The 20477-nt window shown below is 67.0% G+C and carries 17 protein-coding genes and 1 pseudogene; 6 read left to right on the top strand and 12 right to left on the bottom strand.

Annotation, left to right across the window (positions count from 1 at the left end; translation table 11 throughout):
• Positions 1 to 88: 88 nt before the first annotated feature.
• The gene (locus tag ACCD06_RS03180; RefSeq protein WP_413338730.1) at positions 89 to 406 is read right to left on the bottom strand and encodes a 2Fe-2S iron-sulfur cluster-binding protein; all 318 of its coding nucleotides are present in this window, start codon (positions 404 to 406) and stop codon (positions 89 to 91) included.
• Between the two features lie 137 nt (positions 407 to 543).
• Here ACCD06_RS03180 and ACCD06_RS03185 point away from each other — a divergent pair, with 137 nt between their 5' ends.
• Entirely contained in the window at positions 544 to 1179 is a 636-nt protein-coding gene (locus ACCD06_RS03185) for a TetR family transcriptional regulator (protein WP_413338732.1), read from the top strand.
• 307 nt (positions 1180 to 1486) lie between these two features.
• Complete coding sequence (locus ACCD06_RS03190) at positions 1487 to 4003, top strand: LuxR C-terminal-related transcriptional regulator (protein ID WP_413338734.1); 2517 nt, start codon at positions 1487 to 1489, stop codon at positions 4001 to 4003.
• A 70-nt stretch (positions 4004 to 4073) separates the two neighbouring features.
• On the opposite strand, the gene ACCD06_RS03195 is transcribed toward ACCD06_RS03190, so the two are convergent.
• Positions 4074 to 5762, bottom strand: a complete 1689-nt coding sequence (locus ACCD06_RS03195) for a methyl-accepting chemotaxis protein (RefSeq protein ID WP_413338736.1) — start codon at positions 5760 to 5762, stop codon at positions 4074 to 4076.
• Positions 5763 to 6043: 281 nt separating this feature from the next.
• Between ACCD06_RS03195 and ACCD06_RS03200 the strand changes: the two genes are divergently transcribed.
• Together ACCD06_RS03200 and ACCD06_RS03205 are read left to right on the top strand one after the other, a co-directional pair.
• On the top strand, positions 6044 to 7297 hold the full coding sequence (locus ACCD06_RS03200; protein ID WP_413338738.1) for a cytochrome P450: 1254 nt from the start codon (positions 6044 to 6046) through the stop codon (positions 7295 to 7297).
• A gap of 300 nt (positions 7298 to 7597) precedes the next feature.
• Positions 7598 to 7736, top strand: a pseudogene (locus ACCD06_RS03205) (DDE-type integrase/transposase/recombinase); the annotation flags it as partial.
• A gap of 184 nt (positions 7737 to 7920) precedes the next feature.
• Here ACCD06_RS03205 and ACCD06_RS03210 read toward each other — a convergent pair.
• The 9 genes from ACCD06_RS03210 to ACCD06_RS03250 form a co-directional block, all read right to left on the bottom strand.
• Complete coding sequence (locus tag ACCD06_RS03210) at positions 7921 to 9213, bottom strand: gallate dioxygenase (RefSeq protein ID WP_413338740.1); 1293 nt, start codon at positions 9211 to 9213, stop codon at positions 7921 to 7923.
• 159 nt (positions 9214 to 9372) lie between these two features.
• Entirely contained in the window at positions 9373 to 10308 is a 936-nt protein-coding gene (locus ACCD06_RS03215; RefSeq protein ID WP_413338742.1) for a DUF1932 domain-containing protein, read from the bottom strand.
• 17 nt (positions 10309 to 10325) lie between these two features.
• Positions 10326 to 11039, bottom strand: coding sequence for an ABC transporter ATP-binding protein (locus tag ACCD06_RS03220; protein WP_109074124.1), 714 nt, complete (start codon positions 11037 to 11039; stop codon positions 10326 to 10328).
• Complete coding sequence (locus ACCD06_RS03225) at positions 11032 to 11787, bottom strand: ABC transporter ATP-binding protein (RefSeq protein ID WP_109074125.1); 756 nt, start codon at positions 11785 to 11787, stop codon at positions 11032 to 11034. The genes ACCD06_RS03220 and ACCD06_RS03225 overlap by 8 nt, the downstream gene beginning before the upstream one ends.
• On the bottom strand, positions 11787 to 12812 hold the full coding sequence (locus ACCD06_RS03230; protein WP_413338745.1) for a branched-chain amino acid ABC transporter permease: 1026 nt from the start codon (positions 12810 to 12812) through the stop codon (positions 11787 to 11789). The genes ACCD06_RS03225 and ACCD06_RS03230 overlap by 1 nt, the downstream gene beginning before the upstream one ends.
• A 47-nt stretch (positions 12813 to 12859) precedes the next feature.
• Positions 12860 to 13726: a branched-chain amino acid ABC transporter permease gene (locus ACCD06_RS03235; protein ID WP_247871201.1), complete on the bottom strand. Its 867-nt coding sequence runs from the start codon at positions 13724 to 13726 to the stop codon at positions 12860 to 12862.
• A gap of 30 nt (positions 13727 to 13756) precedes the next feature.
• Positions 13757 to 14944, bottom strand: coding sequence for an ABC transporter substrate-binding protein (locus tag ACCD06_RS03240; RefSeq protein ID WP_109074127.1), 1188 nt, complete (start codon positions 14942 to 14944; stop codon positions 13757 to 13759).
• A gap of 61 nt (positions 14945 to 15005) precedes the next feature.
• Entirely contained in the window at positions 15006 to 15716 is a 711-nt protein-coding gene (locus ACCD06_RS03245) for a 4-carboxy-4-hydroxy-2-oxoadipate aldolase/oxaloacetate decarboxylase (RefSeq protein WP_109074128.1), read from the bottom strand.
• The gene (locus ACCD06_RS03250) at positions 15713 to 16462 is read right to left on the bottom strand and encodes a PIG-L deacetylase family protein (RefSeq protein WP_413338748.1); all 750 of its coding nucleotides are present in this window, start codon (positions 16460 to 16462) and stop codon (positions 15713 to 15715) included. Before ACCD06_RS03250 ends, ACCD06_RS03245 begins: the two co-directional genes overlap by 4 nt.
• Before the next feature lie 214 nt (positions 16463 to 16676).
• Here ACCD06_RS03250 and ACCD06_RS03255 point away from each other — a divergent pair, with 214 nt between their 5' ends.
• Both ACCD06_RS03255 and ACCD06_RS03260 read left to right on the top strand, forming a co-directional pair.
• Complete coding sequence (locus ACCD06_RS03255) at positions 16677 to 17336, top strand: TetR/AcrR family transcriptional regulator (protein WP_413338750.1); 660 nt, start codon at positions 16677 to 16679, stop codon at positions 17334 to 17336.
• Positions 17337 to 17357: 21 nt separating this feature from the next.
• Positions 17358 to 18455 (top strand): 4-oxalomesaconate tautomerase, encoded by a 1098-nt coding sequence (locus ACCD06_RS03260; RefSeq protein ID WP_413338752.1) that lies wholly within the window; start codon positions 17358 to 17360, stop codon positions 18453 to 18455.
• Positions 18456 to 18571: 116 nt separating this feature from the next.
• On the opposite strand, the gene ACCD06_RS03265 is transcribed toward ACCD06_RS03260, so the two are convergent.
• Entirely contained in the window at positions 18572 to 20461 is a 1890-nt protein-coding gene (locus tag ACCD06_RS03265) for a sensor histidine kinase (RefSeq protein ID WP_413338754.1), read from the bottom strand.
• Positions 20462 to 20477 lie beyond the last annotated feature (16 nt).

Consider the following 20477-nt stretch of genomic DNA (forward strand, 5'->3'; position numbering starts at 1 on the left):
GTCTGGATCGAGGGCATTGTCGAGGGATTTCGAGGCGCCACCGCCCATCGCCGCACCGCAGCGGTGATGGGTGGTGGCGCCTCGTTGCCTATTGGGCTTCCGGAACCAGCACGCTCAATCCGTCCAGTTCCGCCGTCAGGACGATCTGACAGGCCAGCCGGCTGGTCGGCCCCGCGTCCTGCACATAGTCCAGCATGGACGCCTCGATCTCGCCGGCGGGCGGCAGGTGGCCGATCCACTCCTCGTCGACATGGACATGGCAGGTGGCGCAGGCGCAGGCCCCGCCGCACTCCGCCAGGATGCCCGGCACATTGGCGCCCACCGCCCCCTCCATCAGGCTGGAGCCGGACGCGGCATCCACCAGACGCACCACGCCGTCCGCCGTCCTGAAAGTAACCTTCGGCATATCTGTTCTCCTGATTGTCGCTGAAGCCATGGGGCGGCGGCGCCTGTTCGCATCGAAGGGGCCGCCGCGCAGATCCGGCTTGCCGAAAGTTAGTCAGCCATATAAATTATATCAACAGATAAATTGGAGTTGAGACAATGGCTGCAACCGCCTCATCGCCCCGGCAGCGCGCCGTACCGCGGACCGACTCCCGCGACCGCTTGCTAGAAGCGACGAGCCAGCTCCTGGTCGAGAGGGATACGCTGGATGTGTCGTTGCTCGACATCGCGGCGCGGGCCGAGCTGAATCATGGACTGGTCGGCTACTATTTCGGCAGCAAGGACGGGCTGCTGCTGGCGCTTTTGAAGCGCGACGCCTTCAAGGCGCTGGAAAGCCTGAAGCTGCTGGTCGAAGCGGACATGCCGCCGATCCGCAAGCTGCAGCTCCACATCGCCGGGATCATAAAAACCTATTTCCGACATCCCTACATCAATCCGCTGATCAACCGGCTGCAAGGCAGTGGCACCGACAGCGCCCGCGAACTGTCCGAGTTCTTCATCAAGCCCCTGATCGCGTTGCAGGGGCAGATCCTGTCCCAGGCGGAGGCCGCTGGCCAAATCCGGGCGATCGACCCGATGCTCTTCTATTACAGCACCATCGGTGCCGCCGATTTCCTGTTCCGCAGCCGCGGCACGCTGCCCTTCGCCTTCGGGATCGATGCGATCGACCAGGACTTGGCGGAGTCCTACGCGCGGCATGTGGTGAGCACCATTCTTCATGGGGTTTGTAAATAAAAAACGGAGAATTGATATTCGAGTATTTTAAAATCCGGAAAATATACCATTGCGGTAAATTCAAAAGAATAACGGCGGCAACACGCCATGAGAACGGGGGCAAGCAGCCCGTCACAGGTCGATTGGAACAGAGGGAGGAGAGACCATGGCAAGCAAGGCTGTCGCACCCATGGAAACCCGGCATGGCATAGGCGCTTTTCCGGCGTCAGTCCGGCCTGCGCCGAGTGGATCAAGCCCAACCGCCGATCAGGAGAGATTCGTCGAAACGCGGGCTCTGACGAAAGCCGCGGATCCCGACGGGCCGACCGTGACCTTCATCGCGGCCCCCGCCGGATTCGGGAAAAGCGCCCTGCTGCGTGAACTCTGCCGTCGCGCGTCGCGGGAGGGCCGGCCGACCGTCTGGTGCGATTACGAGACCGGGGAGGGTGAACTGCCCACCGATTGGCGGCCGACGGCTTTTGCCGACATGGCGAGCCTCCAGCGGAAAGCCCAGGCGGTGGGAGTGCGATCGCGAAAGCCGGCCTGGATCTTCGTCGACAACGCCCACCTTGCCGACCAATCCTCCCTGAGCATGCGCCTGCGCAGCCTGACGGCGGGCACAATGGGGGGAGTGCGCTATTTCTTCGCTGCGCGGTCGTTGCCGGACCTGAACTGGGTCGAGTTGGAACTGTCCCGCAGGGCTCGGGTGCTGCGCACCGAGGATATGGCGTTGACCTGGGAGGAGGCGCACGACTTTCTGCATCTCCATGCTCAACGCAGGCTGGAGACGGAGGTGGTGCAGCAGATTCATGGCACCACGGAAGGGTGGCCGATCGCCCTCCAGCTTTACGGCATGGCTGCAGGCGCGGTCACCGAATGGTCGCAGGTGCAGGAGGGGGATCTCCGGATCGAAGAGGCGCTGGAGCGGTACATCGATGCCGCCGTTCTCGGCCGCCTCAGTCCCAGGATGGTGTCCTTCCTGGCGGTGCTGGCGCGGTTCAACCGCTTCTCGCGCGACATGTGCGCGGCGGTGATGCCCGATACGGATGCCCCTGCTCTGCTGGACCAAGCCGTCCGGAAAAATCTGCTGGTCGTTCCGGCGGTGGGGAAGGGCCGGTGGTTCCGCTTGCACGCCATGGTCGCCTCCCACCTCCGCAACCATCCGGTGGCGTCCTGGTGCGACCCCGACGGCGACCTGCTGGACCGGGCGGCAGCCTGGTGCGCCGCCAACGGGGCGGTCGAGGACGCGGTCGACTATGCTCTGCTCGCCGGACGGCCCGAAATGGCGCAACGCCTGCTGCTGGAGAACGCGTGCGCCCTGATCCGCGAGCGCGGGATGCTGCCGCAGATGCTGGGCTGGGTCGGCGCGCTGGAGCGCAGCGGGATCGACATCGCTCCCATGCTGCACCTGTGGAAGATATGGTCCCTGGTCTTCCTGATGCGGCTCGACCATGCGCGGACGGAGTTCGATCGCCTGACTGCCGCGCTGCCGGATTTGCCGGTCCAGGAGGCGGAGGCCCTCCGCCCCCATCTGGAGCAGGTGCGCGGCAGTATCGAATTGCGTCGGGACCGGTTGACCGATGTGGTGGATCTGACCGGCCGGTGGCTGGAATGCTGGGACCACGGCGATCCCTTCCTGGTCGCCGCGGTGCTCGGAGCCAGGTCGATCGCCCGCTTCAACCGCCACGAGGAGGTGGCGTGCCGCCGCACCCTGGAGACCGCCTGGCGCGCGGCCCGATCCTCGGCGAGCGAATATGCCCAGGCGTGGCTGACGGTGCTGGAAGGGATGTTCGAATGCGCCAGCGGCCGCACCGTGCTGGCGACGCGCATCGTGGAGCAGGGCCTGTCGCAGGCGCGGACGACGATGGGGGCGTCGACGCCCGTGGTCTCGACCCTGAGCCTCGTTGCCGCCCGCCTGCGCTGCGAAGCCGGTGATTTTGCCGAAGCTCGACGGCATCTGTCGAAGGGGCTCGCCCATTTCCATGATCATGGCTTGACGGATACTGCCGTCATCGGCCTGGAGGCGGCGGCGGCCTTGACGGAGTACGAGCAGGGAGGCCAAGCCGCCCTGGCCCTGCTGCGCCGGTTCCTGGCCAAGGGCCGGCGCTATACCCTCCGCTACGATCTGGAGGCTCACCGGATTTCGGTTCTGCTGCTGCTGCGCCTCGGGGATGTGCGCGGTGCGAGGGAGGAGTTCACGGCCAACTTCGTCGACCGGGCGGCATCGGTGATGGACGCCACCTGGGACGAGGAGATGCGGCAGCTCTACCGCTGGCAGATCGATTTCCTCGAAGCGGCCTTTGCGCTGGCGGAGCAGCGGTTCGGCGCGGTCCTGGACCTCTGTGCCGGGCTGCTGCCCTATGCCGAAGCTCACGGGCGCACCCGCCGCATGGTGGAACTGCTGCTGCTGAAGGCGGCGGCGCAGGCGGGGGAAGGGCAGACGTCCGTCGCCATGCGCAGCTTCTCGCGGGCGATCTGGCTGGCGGCGGAGAATGCCTTGGCGCAAACCGTCTTCGAGCTGAACTGGGCCGTGCGTCCCCTGCTGACGGCCAACGGGTTGGGCACGGCCGACCGGACGGTGGTCGGATTCCTCGACGGGCTGCGCCGCCGGCTCAATCTCGCCGCCACCGTGCCGGAGGACGAGGCGCCGGTCGACACGCTGACGTCGCGTGAGCTGGAATTGCTGCGGGCGCTCGATTCCGGGCTGACGAACCAGGACATCGCGGAATGCTTCAGCCTCAGCATCGCCACCGTGAAGTGGCATCTGCAGAATGTCTACAGCAAGCTCTGCGTGGCCAACCGGTCGGGCGCCCTGGCGAAGGCCCGTTGCTTCGGCCTCCTTTGAGGGCTCCCGCCCGGGACCGCCCGCATCGTTGCCACCCGCATAGTCGGGGCGGCCCCGGTTCCGCTATGGATCACGCCGCCTCGAGACCGGACAGGAAGCGGTTCACTTCACCGCTCAGCGCATCGGTCTGCCCGGCCAATGTGCCGGCCTGCTTCAGCACCTCCTCGGCCGAGTGGCCGCTCTCGTCGGCGGCGGTGCTGACGCCGGCGATGTTCCTCGACACCTCTTCGGTGCTGACCGCCGCCTGCTGGATGTTGCGCGCGATCTCCTTCGTCGCGGCACCCTGCTGTTCGATCGCCGACGCGACCGCGATCGCGATTTCCTGCATCCGTTCGATGACGTGAACGACGTCGACGATCTCCTTGACGGCCTCCTCGGTGGCGGTCTGGATGCCGGAGACCTGACCGGCGATCTCGTCGGTCGCCCGGGCGGTCTGGGTGGCCAGGGCCTTAACCTCGCCCGCCACCACGGCGAAACCCTTGCCGGCGTCTCCAGCGCGTGCCGCCTCGATGGTGGCGTTGAGCGCCAGCAGGTTGGTCTGGCCGGCGATCGAGTTGATCAGTTCGACCACGGCGCCGATCTTGTCCACGGCGGTGGCCAGCCCGCCGATCTTATCGCTGGCTTGGCGCGCTTGCACGACCGCGTCGCTTGCCGTGCTGCGGGCATAGCCGATCTGGCTGCCGATCTCCGCCACCGAGGTGGACAGCTCCTCCGAAGCGGCGGCGACCGTCTGGACGTTGGACAGGGTTTCGCCGGTGGCGGTGGCCACCGCACTGGCAAGGTCGTCGGTCCTCTTCGCGGCATCGACCATGCTCTGCGCGTGCCGTTCGACCCGCCAGGTTTCGTCGGAAACCGAGCGGATCAGCGATGCGACGGTCCGTTCGAACGAGTCCGCGAGCTGGCGCAACGCCTGACGCTTTTCCTCGGCGGCCTTGTGTTCCGCTTCCGATTTTTCGGCTTCCAGGCGCTGCTTCGCCTGGGCGTTTTCCTTGAACACGCGGACCGCCCGTCCCATCGTCCCGATCTCGTCCCGGCGGTCGGCCTCGTCGATCGCATCCGACAGGTCGCCGTCGCTCAGCCGCCGCATCTTCGCGCTCAGGATCGTGATGGGCTGCGTGATACTGCGGCCGATCAGCATCGCCATGACGATGCTGAGCGCCAGCACGGCCGCGCCGATGCCGATGACGTGCAGCGCCAGCTGCCGGACTTCGGCATCGACGTCATCCATGGAAATGGACGCCGTGATCATCAAGTCCCAAGGCTTGAACAGCCGGGTCACGCCCAGCTTCGGCACCGGCGGTGCATCCGGAGATTTGGTCGTATGATAATGCAGCAGGCCGTAATCGGAGGATTTCACCATTCCGGCAAGCTCGCGAATGATGTATTTACCGTTGCTGTCCTTGAAGTCCCATGAATTCTTACCGATGAGGTCGGGGCGGAGAGGATGGGAAACCGCATAGCCGTCCGTCCTGACGAGATAGACATAGTCGTCCCTGTAGAACCGGATGCGATCCAGCGACTTTCTGATTTCGAGGATCGCGCCGTCATAGGTCATCGTCCCGGAAGCGACTTCCGTTTCATAGCGCTGGACGGTGCCATAGGCACTGTCGACCGCCGCCTTCAGCATCAGCTCCCGGCCATGTACCAGCTCCGTGCGCATGGCCTGGGCAGCCACCGCAAGGACGATTCCGATCCCGGCGGTGATGACAATCAGCAAAAGCCAAAGACGCCATTTGATCTTGAGATGTCCGAAGCGCATCGGTGAGTTCCTCCCCTGTCGACTGATCGAATCCCGCGGCTGCCGAAATTTCCTTCGCGGTCTGCGTGATGCCCGTTCCGTCTCCGCCTTGCCTCTTCGCAGGACGGACGCGGTCAGGCCTCGGTCATCCGCATACGAGGTTATGCGGCAATTGCGGTGTCGGCCCCGGACGAAAGGATGGGGTCCGGCACCGGCCGCCGATGCCAGTGTGCGGGATGCAGGACGACCAGCCGGGCCGAGGGCTTCGGGCGGAGATCCGGTGTCTGGAAGGGGAGCAATCCATGATGAATGACGTGTTGAGTGCGGACGCGCTCGCCTCGCCGAAGACGTTCGGCGATCCTGATCGGGTGCGGGCCCTCTATGCCCGGCTGCGCCGCGAGGAACCGCTGGCTCGGGCCGAACCGCAGGGCTACCGGCCATTCTGGGTTTTGACCCGCCATGCCGACATTCAGGCGGTCGAACGCGATCCGGAAACCTATGCCGCAGGCACCCGCACGGTGCTGATCCCGGAGAAGGTCGAGGCCATCTACCGGGCGAAGTACGGCGATCCGAATGGTCCTAAGCCGCTGACCCATATGGACGGGCTCCACCATCACCAGCACCGTGCCGTCACGCTCGAATGGTTCTCCCGCAAGAATTTGGGGGAGTTCGAAGCCCTGATCGCCGGAATCGCGAAGGAGTTCGTGGACCGGATGGAGGATATGGGCGGTTCATGCGACTTCGCCGCCGACATCGCCTACTGGTATCCGTTGCGGGTGGTGATGACCCTGCTGGGCGTGCCGAAGGAGGATGAGCCCGAGGTGCTCAGGATGACCCAGCGCCTGTTCAGCCCGGCGGACAAGCAACTGGGCAACCGGCGAGAGGGATCGGCGGAGGGGCAGGGGACGCGCGACGTCCTCGACGATTTCCGGTCCTATTTCGACGTGCTGACGGAAGACCGGCGGGCGAAGCCGCGCAACGACATCGCCACGACCCTGGCCAATGGCCAAGTCGGCGGCTGTCCGATGGCCGGCCATGAGCGGTTGAGCTATTACGTCATCGTTGCGACCGCCGGCCATGACACGACGGCGGCCTCAATCGGCGGCGGAATGCAGGGGTTGCTGGAATTCCCCGACGAGATGGAGAAGCTGCGCGGGAATCTCGGCCTTCTAGGCACGGCGGCGGAAGAGTTCGTCCGCTGGACCGCGCCGGTGAAGCATTTCATGCGGACGCCTCGCAAGCCCGTCGAGTGGCATGGCACGACCATCCCCGCCGGTGACACCATCATGCTGGCCTTCGCCTCGGCCTGCCGTGACGAAGCGGTGTTCGAGGAGCCTGACCGTCTTAGGGTCGACCGTTCCCCGAACCCCCACCTCGCCTTCGGCATCGGGCCGCATTTCTGCCTGGGCAAGTACCTCGCCAAGATGGAGATCGAAGCCTTCTACCGCGAGCTGCTGCCGCGTCTGAAGCACATCGAACCGGCCGGTTCGCCGAGCTTCGTCGAATCGGCTTTCGTCAGCGGGTTGAAGACGCTTCCGGTGTCCTACCGGTTCTGATCCGGCCGAGTTGGTCTTGTCCCGGCCGGGAGGATGGGGGAGCAAGGCGGATTGCCGCTCCTCTTATGGCGGAGGCTTGCATTTCCAAGTCGTTTGCGGGAACCGAATGGCTCCATCCATTCATGGACGCCGAGCACGCGTTCGGTAAAGGCCAAATCCTGCCCCCGCAACCAAATCACCAGAAAGCCCGCCTCCATCTGGAGCGCGGGCTTTTTGGTGTCCGCATGGTTCGGCCGGCTGGGCGTGACATCCGGCCGCTTCATTTGTCCAGGGCCCCGACGGTCGGGTGTGAGTAGCGCCAACAAGGGGCTCAACAACCGGGCGGAGAACTCACATCAGCCGACCCGACGACGCGAACGGCAGATGAAGTGCTTCAAGTCATCTCGGCAGGTGCAGCGCTTCCTGTCCATCCACGACCTGGTCAACAACCTCATCCACCTCCGTCGCGATCATCGCCCCGTTTCCGACCATCGTACCGCCCGAGTTCAAGACCCCCCGGTTTGGGCCGAGATGGTCGGCGCGCCGCTGGCCGCGTGATCGCCCCATCTATAGGACATTCTTGGTCAAGACGCGCTTACCATCACTGAGCGTACCTACAAGTTGACAGGGCCCACGAAGGCAGGTCAGTTCTTTTCCTTGTCCCAGGCCAGCGCCGCGGCATCCTTGCCGGCTACGGAATAGAGAGCGTCGGGGGCGTTCCGCGTCTTCTGGAACTCCTCCAGCGTCTCGCCACGCATGGCCGCGTAGATGTGCAGGTTGGAGGTGCCGACCACCGCCCCCAGCTTTTCCAACATGAAGAAGATCACTCCGTGATGGATCATGCCGCGCCAATTGCGGTCGCGGACCAGCCGGCGCTCCTCCTCCGTCAGGCCGGCTTCTTCGAAGGCGGATTCCGGATCGGCGAGGAAGCGGGCGCGGTGCGCCGGCTCCACCATCCGATGCAGGAAGCGGTTGAGACGGTAGGCCTTGGCGCTGGTGGCGTGGGTGAAGGGATAGGTGCCGGCGAGGTCCTCGGCGCCGGCCAGCTGGCGGGCCATATGGGCGCGATGCGTGCCGACGACGTCGGCCGGCGGCTCGATCGCTTCGTTCTCGTAGATGACGGTGGCGATGCCGGTCATCGAAGGCAGGTAATAGGTCTGGTGGATTTTGCGCACCGTCGCCGACATCGCCCCGCGCATCACCAGCCACATGATGACCTCCGCCCCCTCGAGCCCGCCGAGACGGGCGAAATCGGCGTGGGTCATGCGGGTCAGCGCCTCCGGGTCCTTCTCGATCATCTCCAGGAAGCGGGCGTCCCATTCGACATTGTTGAAGCCCGCGCGCTCGCCATGGACCTGGTGCGACAGGCCGCCGGTGGCGACGATCACCACCTTCAGATCCTCCGGATAGCTCTCGATGGCACGACGGAGCGCCTGACCCATCTTGTAGCAGCGCAAAGCGGTCGGGATCGGGAACTGCAGAACGCCGACCTGCAACGGCACGATGGGAACCGGCCAGTCCGGTTCGTGCGGCAGCAGCATCGACAGCGGCGAGAAACAGCCATGGTCGAGCGGCCGTTCCTGGAAGAAGGACATGTCGAACTCGTCCGCCATCAGTGAGGTGCCGATGTGGCGCGCGAGTTCCGCATGCCCCTTCACCGGGGGCAGCGTCCGCGCCCCGCCGCCCTCGTCGGCGACTTGATAGGATTCGCCGATGCCCAGCGTGAAGGCCGAGTAATGGTCGAAGAAGAAGGAGGTGACGTGGTCGTTGTAGACGAAGAACAGCACGTCCGGCTGCTTTTCGGCCAGCCATTGGCGGACCGGCTCATAGGCCGCAAAGATCGGTGCCCAGACGGGGTCGTTCTGCTTCTGCCGGTCGAAGGCGAAACCGATGGTCGGGGTGTGAGAGGTCGCGATCGACCCTATGATGCGTGCCACGTTGTCCTCCTCGGGGGGGTAGTTGGTTTTTTGTGAGTGGTTGTTTCGCTTGCCCCCACCCCGACCCTCCCCCGCCCAGCTCTCGCACAAAGCATTGCGTTGTGCGAGACCGGCGGGCGACCGTAGGTCCGCTGAGAGCAGGGGAGGATAGGTAGGGGTTTAACGCTGCACCTCACGGCGCTCCGCAAGCGCCGCCAGCACCTCGCGCGCGATGCGCCTTGCGTCGCTCGGCACCTCGCCGCCGAAGCGCTCCTTCACGCCCAGGTCGGAGACCCATTGCTGGTGGGCGGCGGTGGCGGTGGGGAGGAAGCCGCTGACGCCGGCATGGTCCAGCGTCGCCGCAACCTCGCGCATTTCGGCGGCGCGGCGTTTTCCGTGGACGACGACCCGTTCCATCACGTGATCGGCAAGGTCGGCGAAGTCGATGTTGGACAGCGACGAGGCGACCGACGGGATGATGCGGTCCTCGATCCCCAGCTTCACCGCGGCGGTGACGCATTCCATCGTCACGCTCTCGAAGCCCTTGATGGCGATGCTGCGGATCATCTTGATGGTGGAGGCGTCGCCCGTCCGCTCCGACACCAGCTCGACCTTCATGCCGAGCGCCGTCAGGATGGGGGCCGCCTTCGCCGCAGCCGGACCGCTGATCAGAAGCGGCGTCTGGTGCAGGCGGGGATGCACCGGCGCCATCACCGCCACGTCCACCGTGCCGGCGCCGTGCGCAGCCACCCGCTCCGCCGCGTCCGCCTTGCGGAATGGGGCGGCGGAGTTGATGTCGAGCCACAGCAGGCCCGGCTGCACACCCGGCAGCACGCTGTCCGCCGCGGTCAGCACCTGATCGGCGGTGACGGCGGAGATGACCATGTCGGCCTTCGCTGCTGCCTCGGCGGCGCCGGCGACCGGCTCCACGTCCAGAGCACGGCATTCGGCGCGCTTGGCTTCTGCATGGGCCGGGTCGTCGAACAGGATGTCGTAGGCGAGGACGGTGACGGGACCGCGCGAGCGCCAGCCGCGGGTGAAGGCCTGGGCGGCTTCGCCGAAGCCGATGAAGGCGATGGTCGGGGCAGGGGCGGGGGCAGGGGTCGGGTTGCTCATTCTGGTGTCCCGGTGGCTCAGTGCAGGGCGCCGCCGATGCCGCAGAGGGCGTCGAGCTTGGCGGGATCGTCGATCAGGGTCTGGCTGGCGCCGTCGAAGGCGATGCGGCCACGGCTCATCACCATGGTGCGCGGGGCGAAGGCGAGCGCCAGCTTGGCATGCTGCTCCACCATGATGATGGACAGGTTACCCTCGTCGCGCAGGCGCAGCAGCGCATGGAACAGCTGCTCCACGATCACCGGGGCTAGCCCTTCAAAGGGTTCGTCCAGCAGCAGCAGGCTGGGGTTCGTCAGCAGCGCGCGGCCGAAGGCCAGCATCTGCTGCTCGCCGCCCGACAGTTGGTTGCCCATGTTGGTCCGGCGCTGTCGCAGGCGCGGGAACAGGTCGTAGATGCGATCAAGCGTCCAGGCGCCGGGACGCAGGCCCACCAGCAGATTTTCCTCCACCGTCAGGGAGGGGAAGATCTCGCGTTGCTGGGGGACGAAGCCGATGCCGGCATGGGCGCGGCGGTTGGGCCGCAGCGCTGCGATGTCGACGCCGCCAAGGCCGATGCGGCCGGCATGCAGGCGGGTCAGCCCCATGATGGTGGCGAGCAGGGTGGTCTTGCCGACGCCGTTGCGGCCGATGATCGACAGCTTGCCGCCGATCGGCAGATCGAAGCTGAGATCCTCCAGCACCACAGTGGCGCCGTAGCCGGCGCGGATGTTCGACAGGGACAGCGCCTCAGGCATGGATGCCCTCCCCCAGATAGACGGACTTCACCGTCTCGTTGTTGGCGATCTCGTCCGGCGTGCCGCGGGCCAGCACCGCACCCTGGACCAGCACGGTGATGCGCTGGGCAAAGCGGAAGACGAGGTCCATGTCATGTTCGATGATCAGCACGGCGAGATCGCTGGCGAGGTTTTCCAGCACCTCGATCACCGTCCCGGTCTCCGTCGACGGGATGCCGGCGGCCGGTTCGTCCAGCAGCAGCACCTTCGGCCGCAGGGCCAGCGCGATGGCGATCTCCACCAGCCGCTGGCGGCCATAGGGCAGTTCCCGCACCTCGCGGTTGCCCCAGGGATCGAGGCCGAGGCGGCCGAGGATCTCGTATGCCTCGTCGCGGATCAGCCGGCGGCGCGACGGGCTGGGCAGCGGCCGCCAGCCCTGGCCGTGGAACTCGTCCAGCGCCAGGATGACGTTCTCCGCCACCGTCAGGTTGTTGAACAGCGTGTTGATCTGGAAGGTGCGGACGAGGCCGCGCTTCACCCGTGCCTCGATCGACAGCGCGGTGACGTCCTCGCCGTCCAGGATGACGGAGCCGGAGGTCGGCGGGACGAGGCCGGTCAGCAGGTTGACGAAGGTGCTCTTGCCGGCGCCGTTGGGGCCGATCAGCGCCTCGAAGGTGCCGGGCTCCAGCGAGAAGTCGATGGTCTGCGCGACGGTCAGCGCGCCGAAATTCTTCTGGAGCGCGTGTGTTTCGAGAATTGCGGCAGGCATCACGCGGCCTCCTTCCGGTGCAGCAGGGCCAGCAGGCGGTCGACCAGACCGATCAGCCCCTTCGGTGCGAACAGCACGATCACCGCCAGCAGCAGGCCGAGCCAGAAGTACCAGTAGGCGGGGTCGAGTGCCGACAGCCGGTCCTTGAACAGGGTGAAGACCACCGCCCCCAGCAGGGCGCCCCACAGCCGGCCGGCGCCGCCCAGCGCCACGATGATCAGGATCTCGCCCGACAGGCTGAAATGCAGGACGTTGAGGCCGACGAACTGCGATGTCTGGGCCAGCAGCGCCCCGGCGATGCCGGCCAGCGCGGCGGAGACGATGTAGATCGACAGCAGGCGGCGCTGCACGCCGGTGCCGATGGCCTGCATGCGCACCCGGTTCTCGCGGATGCCGACCAGCGAGCGGCCATAGGGCGAGCGCGTCATCAGCACGGCGAAGACCACGATGACGATCAGCACCGCCAGCGTGTAGAGGAAGGCGGTCAGGCCGAAGATGTCGAACTCGAACAGGCCGGCGACGGGGGAGACGATCATGCCCTGCAGGCCGTCGGCACCGCCGGTCAGGGGCTTGGCCCGGTTGGCGATCTCGTAGACCAGCGACGCGAAGGCCATGGTCAGCATCAGTTGCCCCAGGCCGCGGGTGCGCAGAACCAGGACGCCGGTGGCCGCCCCCAGCAGGGCCGAGACCGCGCCGGCCAGCAGCAGCGCGGACAGCGGCTCCGTCCAGCCGAGTTGGACCGACGCGATGCCGACCGCATAGGCGCCCAGCCCGAAGAAGACGGCATGGCCGAGCGTGACGATCCCGGCGAAGCCGACCAGCAGATCGACCGACAGCGCGAAGATCATGGTGATGGCGACCTGGGCGGCGAGCAGCCAGTAGGCCTCGCCGAACAGCAGGGTGGCAAGCGCACCGAGGCCGAGCAGGACGGCGATGACGAGGTCGCTGCCGCCCCGGCCCATCGCCAGCCCCCGCCAGGTGGAGGGCGCCGCGGCCCCCTGGTAGGAGACGGAGAGGCTTTTCACAGGTTCGTTCCTTGGGATTGGCCGGGACATCGGTCGTTCCATGGGTCTCAGCTCCGCACGCCGAAGAAGCCGGCCGGCTTCGCCAGCAGGATGGCGATGACGACGCCGTAGATGAAGAAGGCGCCGAATTCCGGGATCAGGTACTTGCCGGCCACATCGACGACACCGATGCACAGCGCCGCCAGGAAGGGGCCGAAGATGGAGCCCAACCCGCCGACCGCGACGACGATCAGGAACAGGATCAGATATTCCTGCCCGTAGGTCGGCGTGATCGACAGCACGTCGGCACCGATGCCGCCGCCGAGCCCGGCGATGCCGGTGCCGAGCGCGAAGGTCAGGGTGAACAGGAGGCGGGTGTCGACGCCGACGGCCTCCGCCATGTTGCGGTTGTCCACCGCCGCCCGGATGCGCATGCCCATGCGGGTGCGGCCGATCAGCAGCCACAGCGCAGCCAGGATGGTGACGCCGGCGACGATGACGAAGGCGCGGTAGGCCGGGAAATCGATCCCGCCCAGCGTCACCTGACCCGACAGGGCGGCCGGAATCTCCGGCTGCTGCTGCAGCGGGCCGAAGGCCAGCGTGAAGCCGGCGATGGCCATGAACAGCAGGGCGATGGAGAACAGCACCTGCCGCAGTTCGTCGGCGCCGTAAAGGGTGCGGACCACCAGCCGCTCGACCACCGCCCCGGCCAGCGCCACCGTGACGAAGGCGGCCGGCAGGGCCACCCAGAATTGCAGCCCCAGCGACCGGGTCGCCATGACCACGACATAGCCGCCGGCGGCGGCGAAGGCGCCATGGGCGAGGTTGGCGAAGTTCATCAGGCCCATGGTGATGCCGAGCCCGACGGAGACGATGTAGAGGACCATCGCGAAGGCGAGGCCGTGGAACAGGATGGTCAGAGCAGCCGTGATCACGGGGCCGCACTCCCTTTTTCAAGAGCGGTGTTACTTGGCCTTGCCCGGATCCTTCACCGCGGCGAAGGTCTCGAACTCGACGTTGCGCAGCGTGCCGTTCACCGTCTCCACCCGGCGGATGTAGATGTTCTGCACGATGTCGCGGGTCTCGGGATCGACGGCGATGGGGCCGCGCGGGCTTTCGGCGCTCCAGTGGCTCATCGCGTCCACGGCGGCCTTGCCGTCGCCCTTGCCCTTCATCGCCTTGATGGCGTGGTGGATGGCGGCCATTCCGTCATAGCCGCCGACGGCCATGAAGGTCGGCGTGCTGTCGGCGCCATAGGCGGCCTGCCATGCCTTCAGGAAATCGGCGTTGGCCTTGCTGTCATGCGCGGTGGAATAATGGAAGCCGGTGACCACGCCCAGCGCGGCATCGCCCATGTTGGGCAACTCGTCTTCCACCGTCACCTCGCCGGAGCCGATCAGGCGGATGCCGGCCTCCTTCAGGCCCAGGCCATGGTACGCCTTCATCAGCGCGGTCGACTGGGTGCCGCCGGGCAGGAAGACATAGAGCGCGTCGGGCTTGGCGTCCTTCACCTTTTGCAGGAAGGGGACGAAATCGGGGCTCTGGACCGGCACGCGGACCGACTGCACGACCGATTTCCCGTCACCCTTGAAGCCGGCGGTGAAGGCCTCTTCCGCCTCGACGCCGGGGGCGTAGTCGGAGACCAGCGTGTAGACCGTCCTGATGTCGGCCTGCTTGGACGCCCATTGCGCCAGCGGCTGGGTGAATTGCGGGATGGTCTGCGAGACACGGACGATGTAGGGGGAGGCCTTCGTCGTCGCCGACGCGGCGGCGTTCATGATGACGAAAGGAACCTTCGCCTGGGTGGCGATCGGGGCGATAGCGTTGGCGTTCGGCGTGAAGATGATGCCGGCCAGGAAATCGACGTGGTCGCGCACCACCAGCTCCTGCGCCAGCCGCTTGGCGACGTCGGGGGCCGGGCCGGTGTCGTCGCGCACGACCAGTTCGACCGTGTCGTCACCGAGGTCGGCCTTGTGCAGTTGTTCGTAGAGCCGCGCCCCGCGCTCGATCTGCTGGCCGAGCGAGGCGGTCGGGCCGGAGAGCGAGGCGATCAGCCCGACCTTGTAGGCCTTGGCGGCGGCGCTGCCCGCCATCGGCAGCAGGGCGGCGGCGGCCATGGCGGTGCCGAGGGTGAGGGTGCGGAAGCTGGTCATTGTGGTGGGTCCTCCCAGGGAATTTGTTGTGGGTGTGTTGGGTGGGGGTGAAAAAGGCGCGTCAGCGCCCCAACTCCTCCAGACGGTCGACATAGACCAGCCCCGCCTCGGCCAGTGCCGGGCGCATGTCGTACATGTCCAGGCCCAGTTCGCCGGACGCGAGGCGCTTGCGCTTGTCCTCCTCGTTGGCCGAGCGCTTCTGGGCAAGGGCAGCCACTTCCGCAGCGCGCGAGGCCGGCACTACGACGACGCCGTCGTCGTCAGCGACGATCACGTCGCCCGGATTGACCAGCGCCCCGGCGCAGACCACCGGAATGTTGACGGAGCCGAGAGTCGCCTTGACGGTGCCCTTCGCGGAGACCGCGCGCGACCAGACCGGGAAGCCCATCTCCTGCAGGCTGGCCACGTCGCGGCAGCCGGCATCGATCACCAGCCCGCGCACCTGCCGCGCCATCAGCGAGGTCGCCAGCAGGTCGCCGAACATGCCGTCGGTGTTGTCGGTCGTGACGCCGACCACCAGGATGTCGCCGGGGCGGCACTGCTCCACCGCCACATGCAGCATCCAATTGTCGCCGGGCTGGGCCAGCACGGTGACGGCGGTGCCGGCGACCCGCGCCCCCGGCCAGACAGGGCGCATGTAGGTCTTCATCAGCCCCAGCCGCCCCATCGCCTCATGCACAGTGGAGACGCCGAGCGTGGCGAGGCTTTCGACCGCCGCCCCATCGGCACGGTCGATGCTGCGGACAACGACGCCGAGCTTGGTCGGGATCATGCCAGCTCCTCCAGCACCATCGGGAAGACGCGCTGGTAGGCTTCGCCGTGGGTCATGCCCTGTCTGGTGCCATAGGTGGCGCCGCGCCCGGCGTTGCGGCCGCCCTGGGCGCCGCGCTGCAACGCCACGCGGGTGTAGTAGTCCCACAGATGCGTCTGGGCCGGCAGTGTCTCGAACGCCTTGCGTTTGATGTCCCAGACCTCGTCGATGTTCAGGATGACGTTCGGTTTGAAGTCGCACTGTTCGGGCTGGTGCGGCTCGAACAGGAAGACCGGCGGGGCGCCAAGCGTTTTCGCGCCGGGATCGTGGCCGGCGGCCTGGGCGATGATGCGGGCCTGCTGGGCGAAGCGGGCGGCGTCGGGGTGGTCGTGGTTGTAGGGGTCGGCCGCCGCATGAGTCAGGACGAAAGCCGGCTGGACATCGCGATAGATGTCGACCAGCCGGTCCAGCATCTCGCGGTTCAGCGCCAGCGGATAATCCTCCGTATCGAAGAACTCGATCTCGGCGCCGAGGATCTCGGCGGCACGCAGAGCTTCGTCATGGCGCTGGCGCTTCACCGCCTCCAGCGTGGCGCCCGGCTGCTTCCACGCACCCTGGCTTTCGCCGCGGGCACCATAGGACAGGCAGACGATCTTGACGTGGTAGCCGCGTCTGGCGTGCAGAGCGATGGCGCCGCCGGCGCGCCAGACGAAGTCTCCCGGATGCGCGCTGACGACCAGCGCGCCCTTTTGCGATTGCGTGCTCATGGCGGTGTGCGCCTGTGGTTCGGGGGTTTTGGTTGAATGACCGCCTTATTTGGACGGATGTACAAATGCTAGGCATCGCCGCAGTCCTGTGTCAACATGAATTTTACGGACGTACAATCGGCCAGATACTCCGTTCAAATTATTTGAACGGACGACCAAATGGCGCTAGGATGGCGGCAGTTGTTCCGCTCCATCCGATCCGGAGGTCGATCCCGTGCTGACCGCGCAACGCCAGAACTCGATGAGGGAGGCGATCCTTGATGCCGCGGAAGATCTGTTTTCCAAGAACGGCTTCCGTGCGGTGTCGATGCGGGAGATCGCCCAGGCGTCGGGCGCCAATCTCGGCAGCATCAGCTATCATTTCGGCTCGAAGGACGGGCTGCTGCGCGCGATCTACGAACGCCACTCCGGCCCGATGAACCGGCGCCGGCAGGAATTGCTGACGGAGGCGCAGCGCATCCGCGATCCCGACGACCGGCTGCAGGCGATCGTGCGCGCCTTCATCCTGCCGTCGCTGTCCCAGACGGAGGGCAGCATCGGCGGCGGCGCCCGCTTCGCCCGGCTGCGCGCCGTGGTGATGGCGGAGCGTCACGAGGAGGCGCAGAAGATCATCGCGGAGACCTTCAACCCCATCAATCTCGCCTTCATCGACGCGTTGCAGGCCTGCCTGCCGCATCTGGCGCGGGCCGACATCGTCTGGCGCACGCATTTCCTGCTGGGGGCGGTCAGCTACACGCTGATCAACCCGTGGCGGGTGACGCGCCTGTCGGACGGCGAGGCGAATGGCGAAAACACCGAAGAGGCGCTGGTCCAGATCGTCCGCGCCGCCGTCGCCGCCTTCCGCGCGCCGGCGGGGAGCGATCCCGCGCCCTGACTGATTAGGGAGCTTGAGACGATGACCGAGCAGATCGGCATCCGCTGTGCGCTGATGCGCGGCGGCACCTCGAAGGGCGCCTATTTCCTGGCGTCGGATTTGCCGGACGATCCGGCGGCTCGCGACCGCATCCTGCTGGCAGCACTCGGCTCGCCCGATCCGCGCCAGATCGACGGCATCGGCGGGGCGCATCCGCTGACCAGCAAGGTGGCGGTGGTGTCGAAATCCGACCGGCCGGACTGCGACGTCGATTACCTGTTCCTGCAGATCGTGCCGGACAAGCCGATCGTCTCCGACAAGCAGAATTGCGGCAACATCCTGGCCGGCGTCGCCCCCTTCGCCATCGAACGAGGGCTGATGCGGCCGGCCGGAGAGCGCACCACCGTGCGCGTCTATATGGTCAATTCCGACAGCAAGGCGGAGGTGACGGTTGAAACGCCGGGCGGGCGCGTGCGCTATGACGGCGACGTCGCCATCGACGGCGTGCCGGGCACCCATGCGCCGGTGACCCAGGCCTTCCTCGACACGGAAGGCTCGGCCTGCGGCGCGCTGCTGCCGACCGGGCGGACGATGGACGAGATCGACGGCGTGCCTTGTACCCTGATCGACAACGGCATGCCGGTGGTCGTCCTGCCGGCATCCGCCCTCGGCCTGACCGGTTACGAGGATGCCGACGCGCTGGAAGGCGATGCCGTCCTGAAGGAGCGGTTGGAGAGGATTCGGCTTGCCGCCGGGCCGCTGATGGGGCTGGACGACGTGCGGGCGCAGACGGTGCCGAAGCTGACCCTGGTGGCGCCGCCACGTGACGGAGGAATGATCTGTACCCGGACCTTCACGCCTTTCAGCCTGCATGCCTCCATCGGTGTGCTGGGCGCGGTGACGGTGGCGACGGCCTGCCTGCTGGACGGATCGCCGGCCCATGCGCTGGCGGCGGTGCCATCTGGCCCGTCCAAGCTCTGCGATGTGGAGCATCCGTCGGGCCGGCTGACGGTGGCGCTTGAGATCGATCCACCTGCAATCGACGGGGGCGCCGCGGACTTGAAGTTGCGCCGCGCGGCCCTGGTGCGGACGGCGCGGCTGCTGATGGACGGGACCGTGTTCGTGGCCGTCGCGCGCTGACCTCCTGGGGACGAGCCGCTTCAAAGGCGATCTCGACGAAAGCGACGAGCCACCGGAGTTCCAGCGATTGCCAGTCACCCGTCCAGGTCGCTGGCATATCTGAACTCCCGCCTCGGTCAGGTGAACGTGACACTGCCGTCCGCCGCGACGGGCAGGGTGAAGGTGAAGCGGCTGCCGCCGCTGTCACTGTCCGCCGACAGGGTCCCGCCATGGGCGGACATGACCGAGCGGCAGATGGACAGTCCCATTCCCATGCCGCTGTCCTTGGTGGTGAAGAAGGGATCGAAGATCCGCGCCAGGATGTCGGGGGAAATGCCGCTGCCGGTGTCGCCGATGCTGACCGCGAGTACGCCGTCGGTCACCCGGCTTTCGACCAGAAGCTCGCGCTGTCCGCCATGGTCGGCCATGGAATCCAGCGCGTTGGTGACGAGATTCAGAACCACCTGCTGCAGCTGTGTGCGGTCGCCCCGCACCTGGACGCCGTCGCTGCGGAGATCGGCGGTCAGGCGGACGCCGCGCTTGCAGATCTCGTCGGCGGTCAGGGTCAGCACCTCCTCCACCAGGGGATCGACGGACAGCGGCTCCAGCACCAGGGGGGCCTGCTTCGCAAGCGACCGCAGCGCGCGCAGGATATCGGCGACGCGCAGACCGGCGGTGCGGATGTCCTCCAGGTTCGACAGGGCCTCCGCCACGTCGGGAGTGGGGGCCTTCAGCCAGCGCAGGCTGGCGCCGGCGCTGGCGACGATGCCGGCGAGCGGCTGGCTGATCTCGTGGGTGATGGAAGCCGCCAGTTCGCCCATGACCGTCAGGTGGCTTGCCCGCGCCAGATCGGCGCGCGCGACACGAAGGGCCGCCTCCATTTCCTGGCGGCGGCGATTCTCCAGCATCAGGTCGGTGTAGAGCCGGGCCGCTTCCAGCGCGTTGGCTGCCTGCGGGGCCAGCACCTCCAGCATCGCCGCCTTGCGCGGCGTGAAGACGTTCAGCGCAAGGTCGTTTTCCAGATACAGGACGCCGACCAGCCGGCCCTGCTTGATCAGGGGCTGGCAAAGGAACGACCCCGCCTTCGCGCCGGCGGTCGCCGCATCGCCGGATGAGAGCGTCCGTCGGGTGCGCAGCACGGTGTGCAGGACGGCGGCCGGCACGCGATCCTCCGCCGGCACGTCGTCGGTCAGCCGGACCACGATGTCGCTGTCGACCACGGTCGCCGTCGCCTCCACCCGCGGTTCGTCACCGCGCATCAGCAGCAGGGCGCCGCGCCGGGCACCGGCATGGACGATCATGTTGACCATCAGCCGCTCGACCAGCCGGTCCAGCAGGATCTCCTCCGACAGGGCATGGGCCGTCTTCAGCACCAGCTCCATGTCCAGATCCTCGATGCCCTGACGGGCGTCGGCGGGACCGTCAGCGGCCAGGAAGGGGAATTCCGCCTCCAGCCCCTTCACCTTGGCCAACGCCCCCCAGCGCCGGTAGGCGGCCGACGCCAGCCTCAGCTGGTCGCGCGCGGCATAGCCAAGCTGCAGCGACCGGGCATGGCGGCCGGCCAGTTCGTGGGCCAGTCCCTGTTCATGGGAAAAGCCGGCCGCAGCCGCCGCTGCTGCGGAGTCGTCACAGAGACGCATCGCCTCGACGTCGCGTCCGTCCAGCCTCGCCATCTCCGCATCGACCAGGGCCAGCTTGTTGCGGAAGGTCAGCGGATTGATGTCCGCCCACAGGGCCAGCCGGCGGCGGCAGTGCGCCACCTCGTCCCGCGCCGCTGCGGCATCTGTCCCAGGATCCTGGGTGTGCAGCACGGCGTTGTAGAAGGTCAACTCGCCGACGGAGATATGGGCCGGCGCCGCCCAGGTCATGCCGAAGGCCGGCGTCAGATTGGCCCGGGCCAGGGCGAAATCGCGGTGGTAGAGCGCGGCCTGTCCGCGCAGCTGCCAGGTCCAGAAATACAGCGCCGACATCGGCGTGCGGCCCGGTGCCGTCGCGGGATCCTGGAAGGCGGCTTCCCAAGCGCCCACCGTCTGGCCGGCGTTC

The sequence above is a fragment of the Azospirillum sp. CT11-132 genome (assembly GCF_047302835.1).
Taxonomy (GTDB): Bacteria; Pseudomonadota; Alphaproteobacteria; order Azospirillales; family Azospirillaceae; genus Azospirillum.

Coding starts and splice junctions, on each gene's coding strand:
- ACCD06_RS03195 (WP_413338736.1), bottom strand. CDS start 5,762: ATGCGCTTCGGACATCTCAAGATCAAATGGCGTCTTTGGCTTTTGCTG.
- ACCD06_RS03220 (WP_109074124.1), bottom strand. CDS start 11,039: ATGCCTGAGGCGCTGTCCCTGTCGAACATCCGCGCCGGCTACGGCGCC.
- ACCD06_RS03245 (WP_109074128.1), bottom strand. CDS start 15,716: ATGATCCCGACCAAGCTCGGCGTCGTTGTCCGCAGCATCGACCGTGCC.
- ACCD06_RS03180 (WP_413338730.1), bottom strand. CDS start 406: ATGCCGAAGGTTACTTTCAGGACGGCGGACGGCGTGGTGCGTCTGGTG.
- ACCD06_RS03250 (WP_413338748.1), bottom strand. CDS start 16,462: ATGAGCACGCAATCGCAAAAGGGCGCGCTGGTCGTCAGCGCGCATCCG.
- ACCD06_RS03200 (WP_413338738.1), top strand. CDS start 6,044: ATGATGAATGACGTGTTGAGTGCGGACGCGCTCGCCTCGCCGAAGACG.
- ACCD06_RS03260 (WP_413338752.1), top strand. CDS start 17,358: ATGACCGAGCAGATCGGCATCCGCTGTGCGCTGATGCGCGGCGGCACC.
- ACCD06_RS03225 (WP_109074125.1), bottom strand. CDS start 11,787: ATGCCTGCCGCAATTCTCGAAACACACGCGCTCCAGAAGAATTTCGGC.
- ACCD06_RS03185 (WP_413338732.1), top strand. CDS start 544: ATGGCTGCAACCGCCTCATCGCCCCGGCAGCGCGCCGTACCGCGGACC.
- ACCD06_RS03215 (WP_413338742.1), bottom strand. CDS start 10,308: ATGAGCAACCCGACCCCTGCCCCCGCCCCTGCCCCGACCATCGCCTTC.
- ACCD06_RS03240 (WP_109074127.1), bottom strand. CDS start 14,944: ATGACCAGCTTCCGCACCCTCACCCTCGGCACCGCCATGGCCGCCGCC.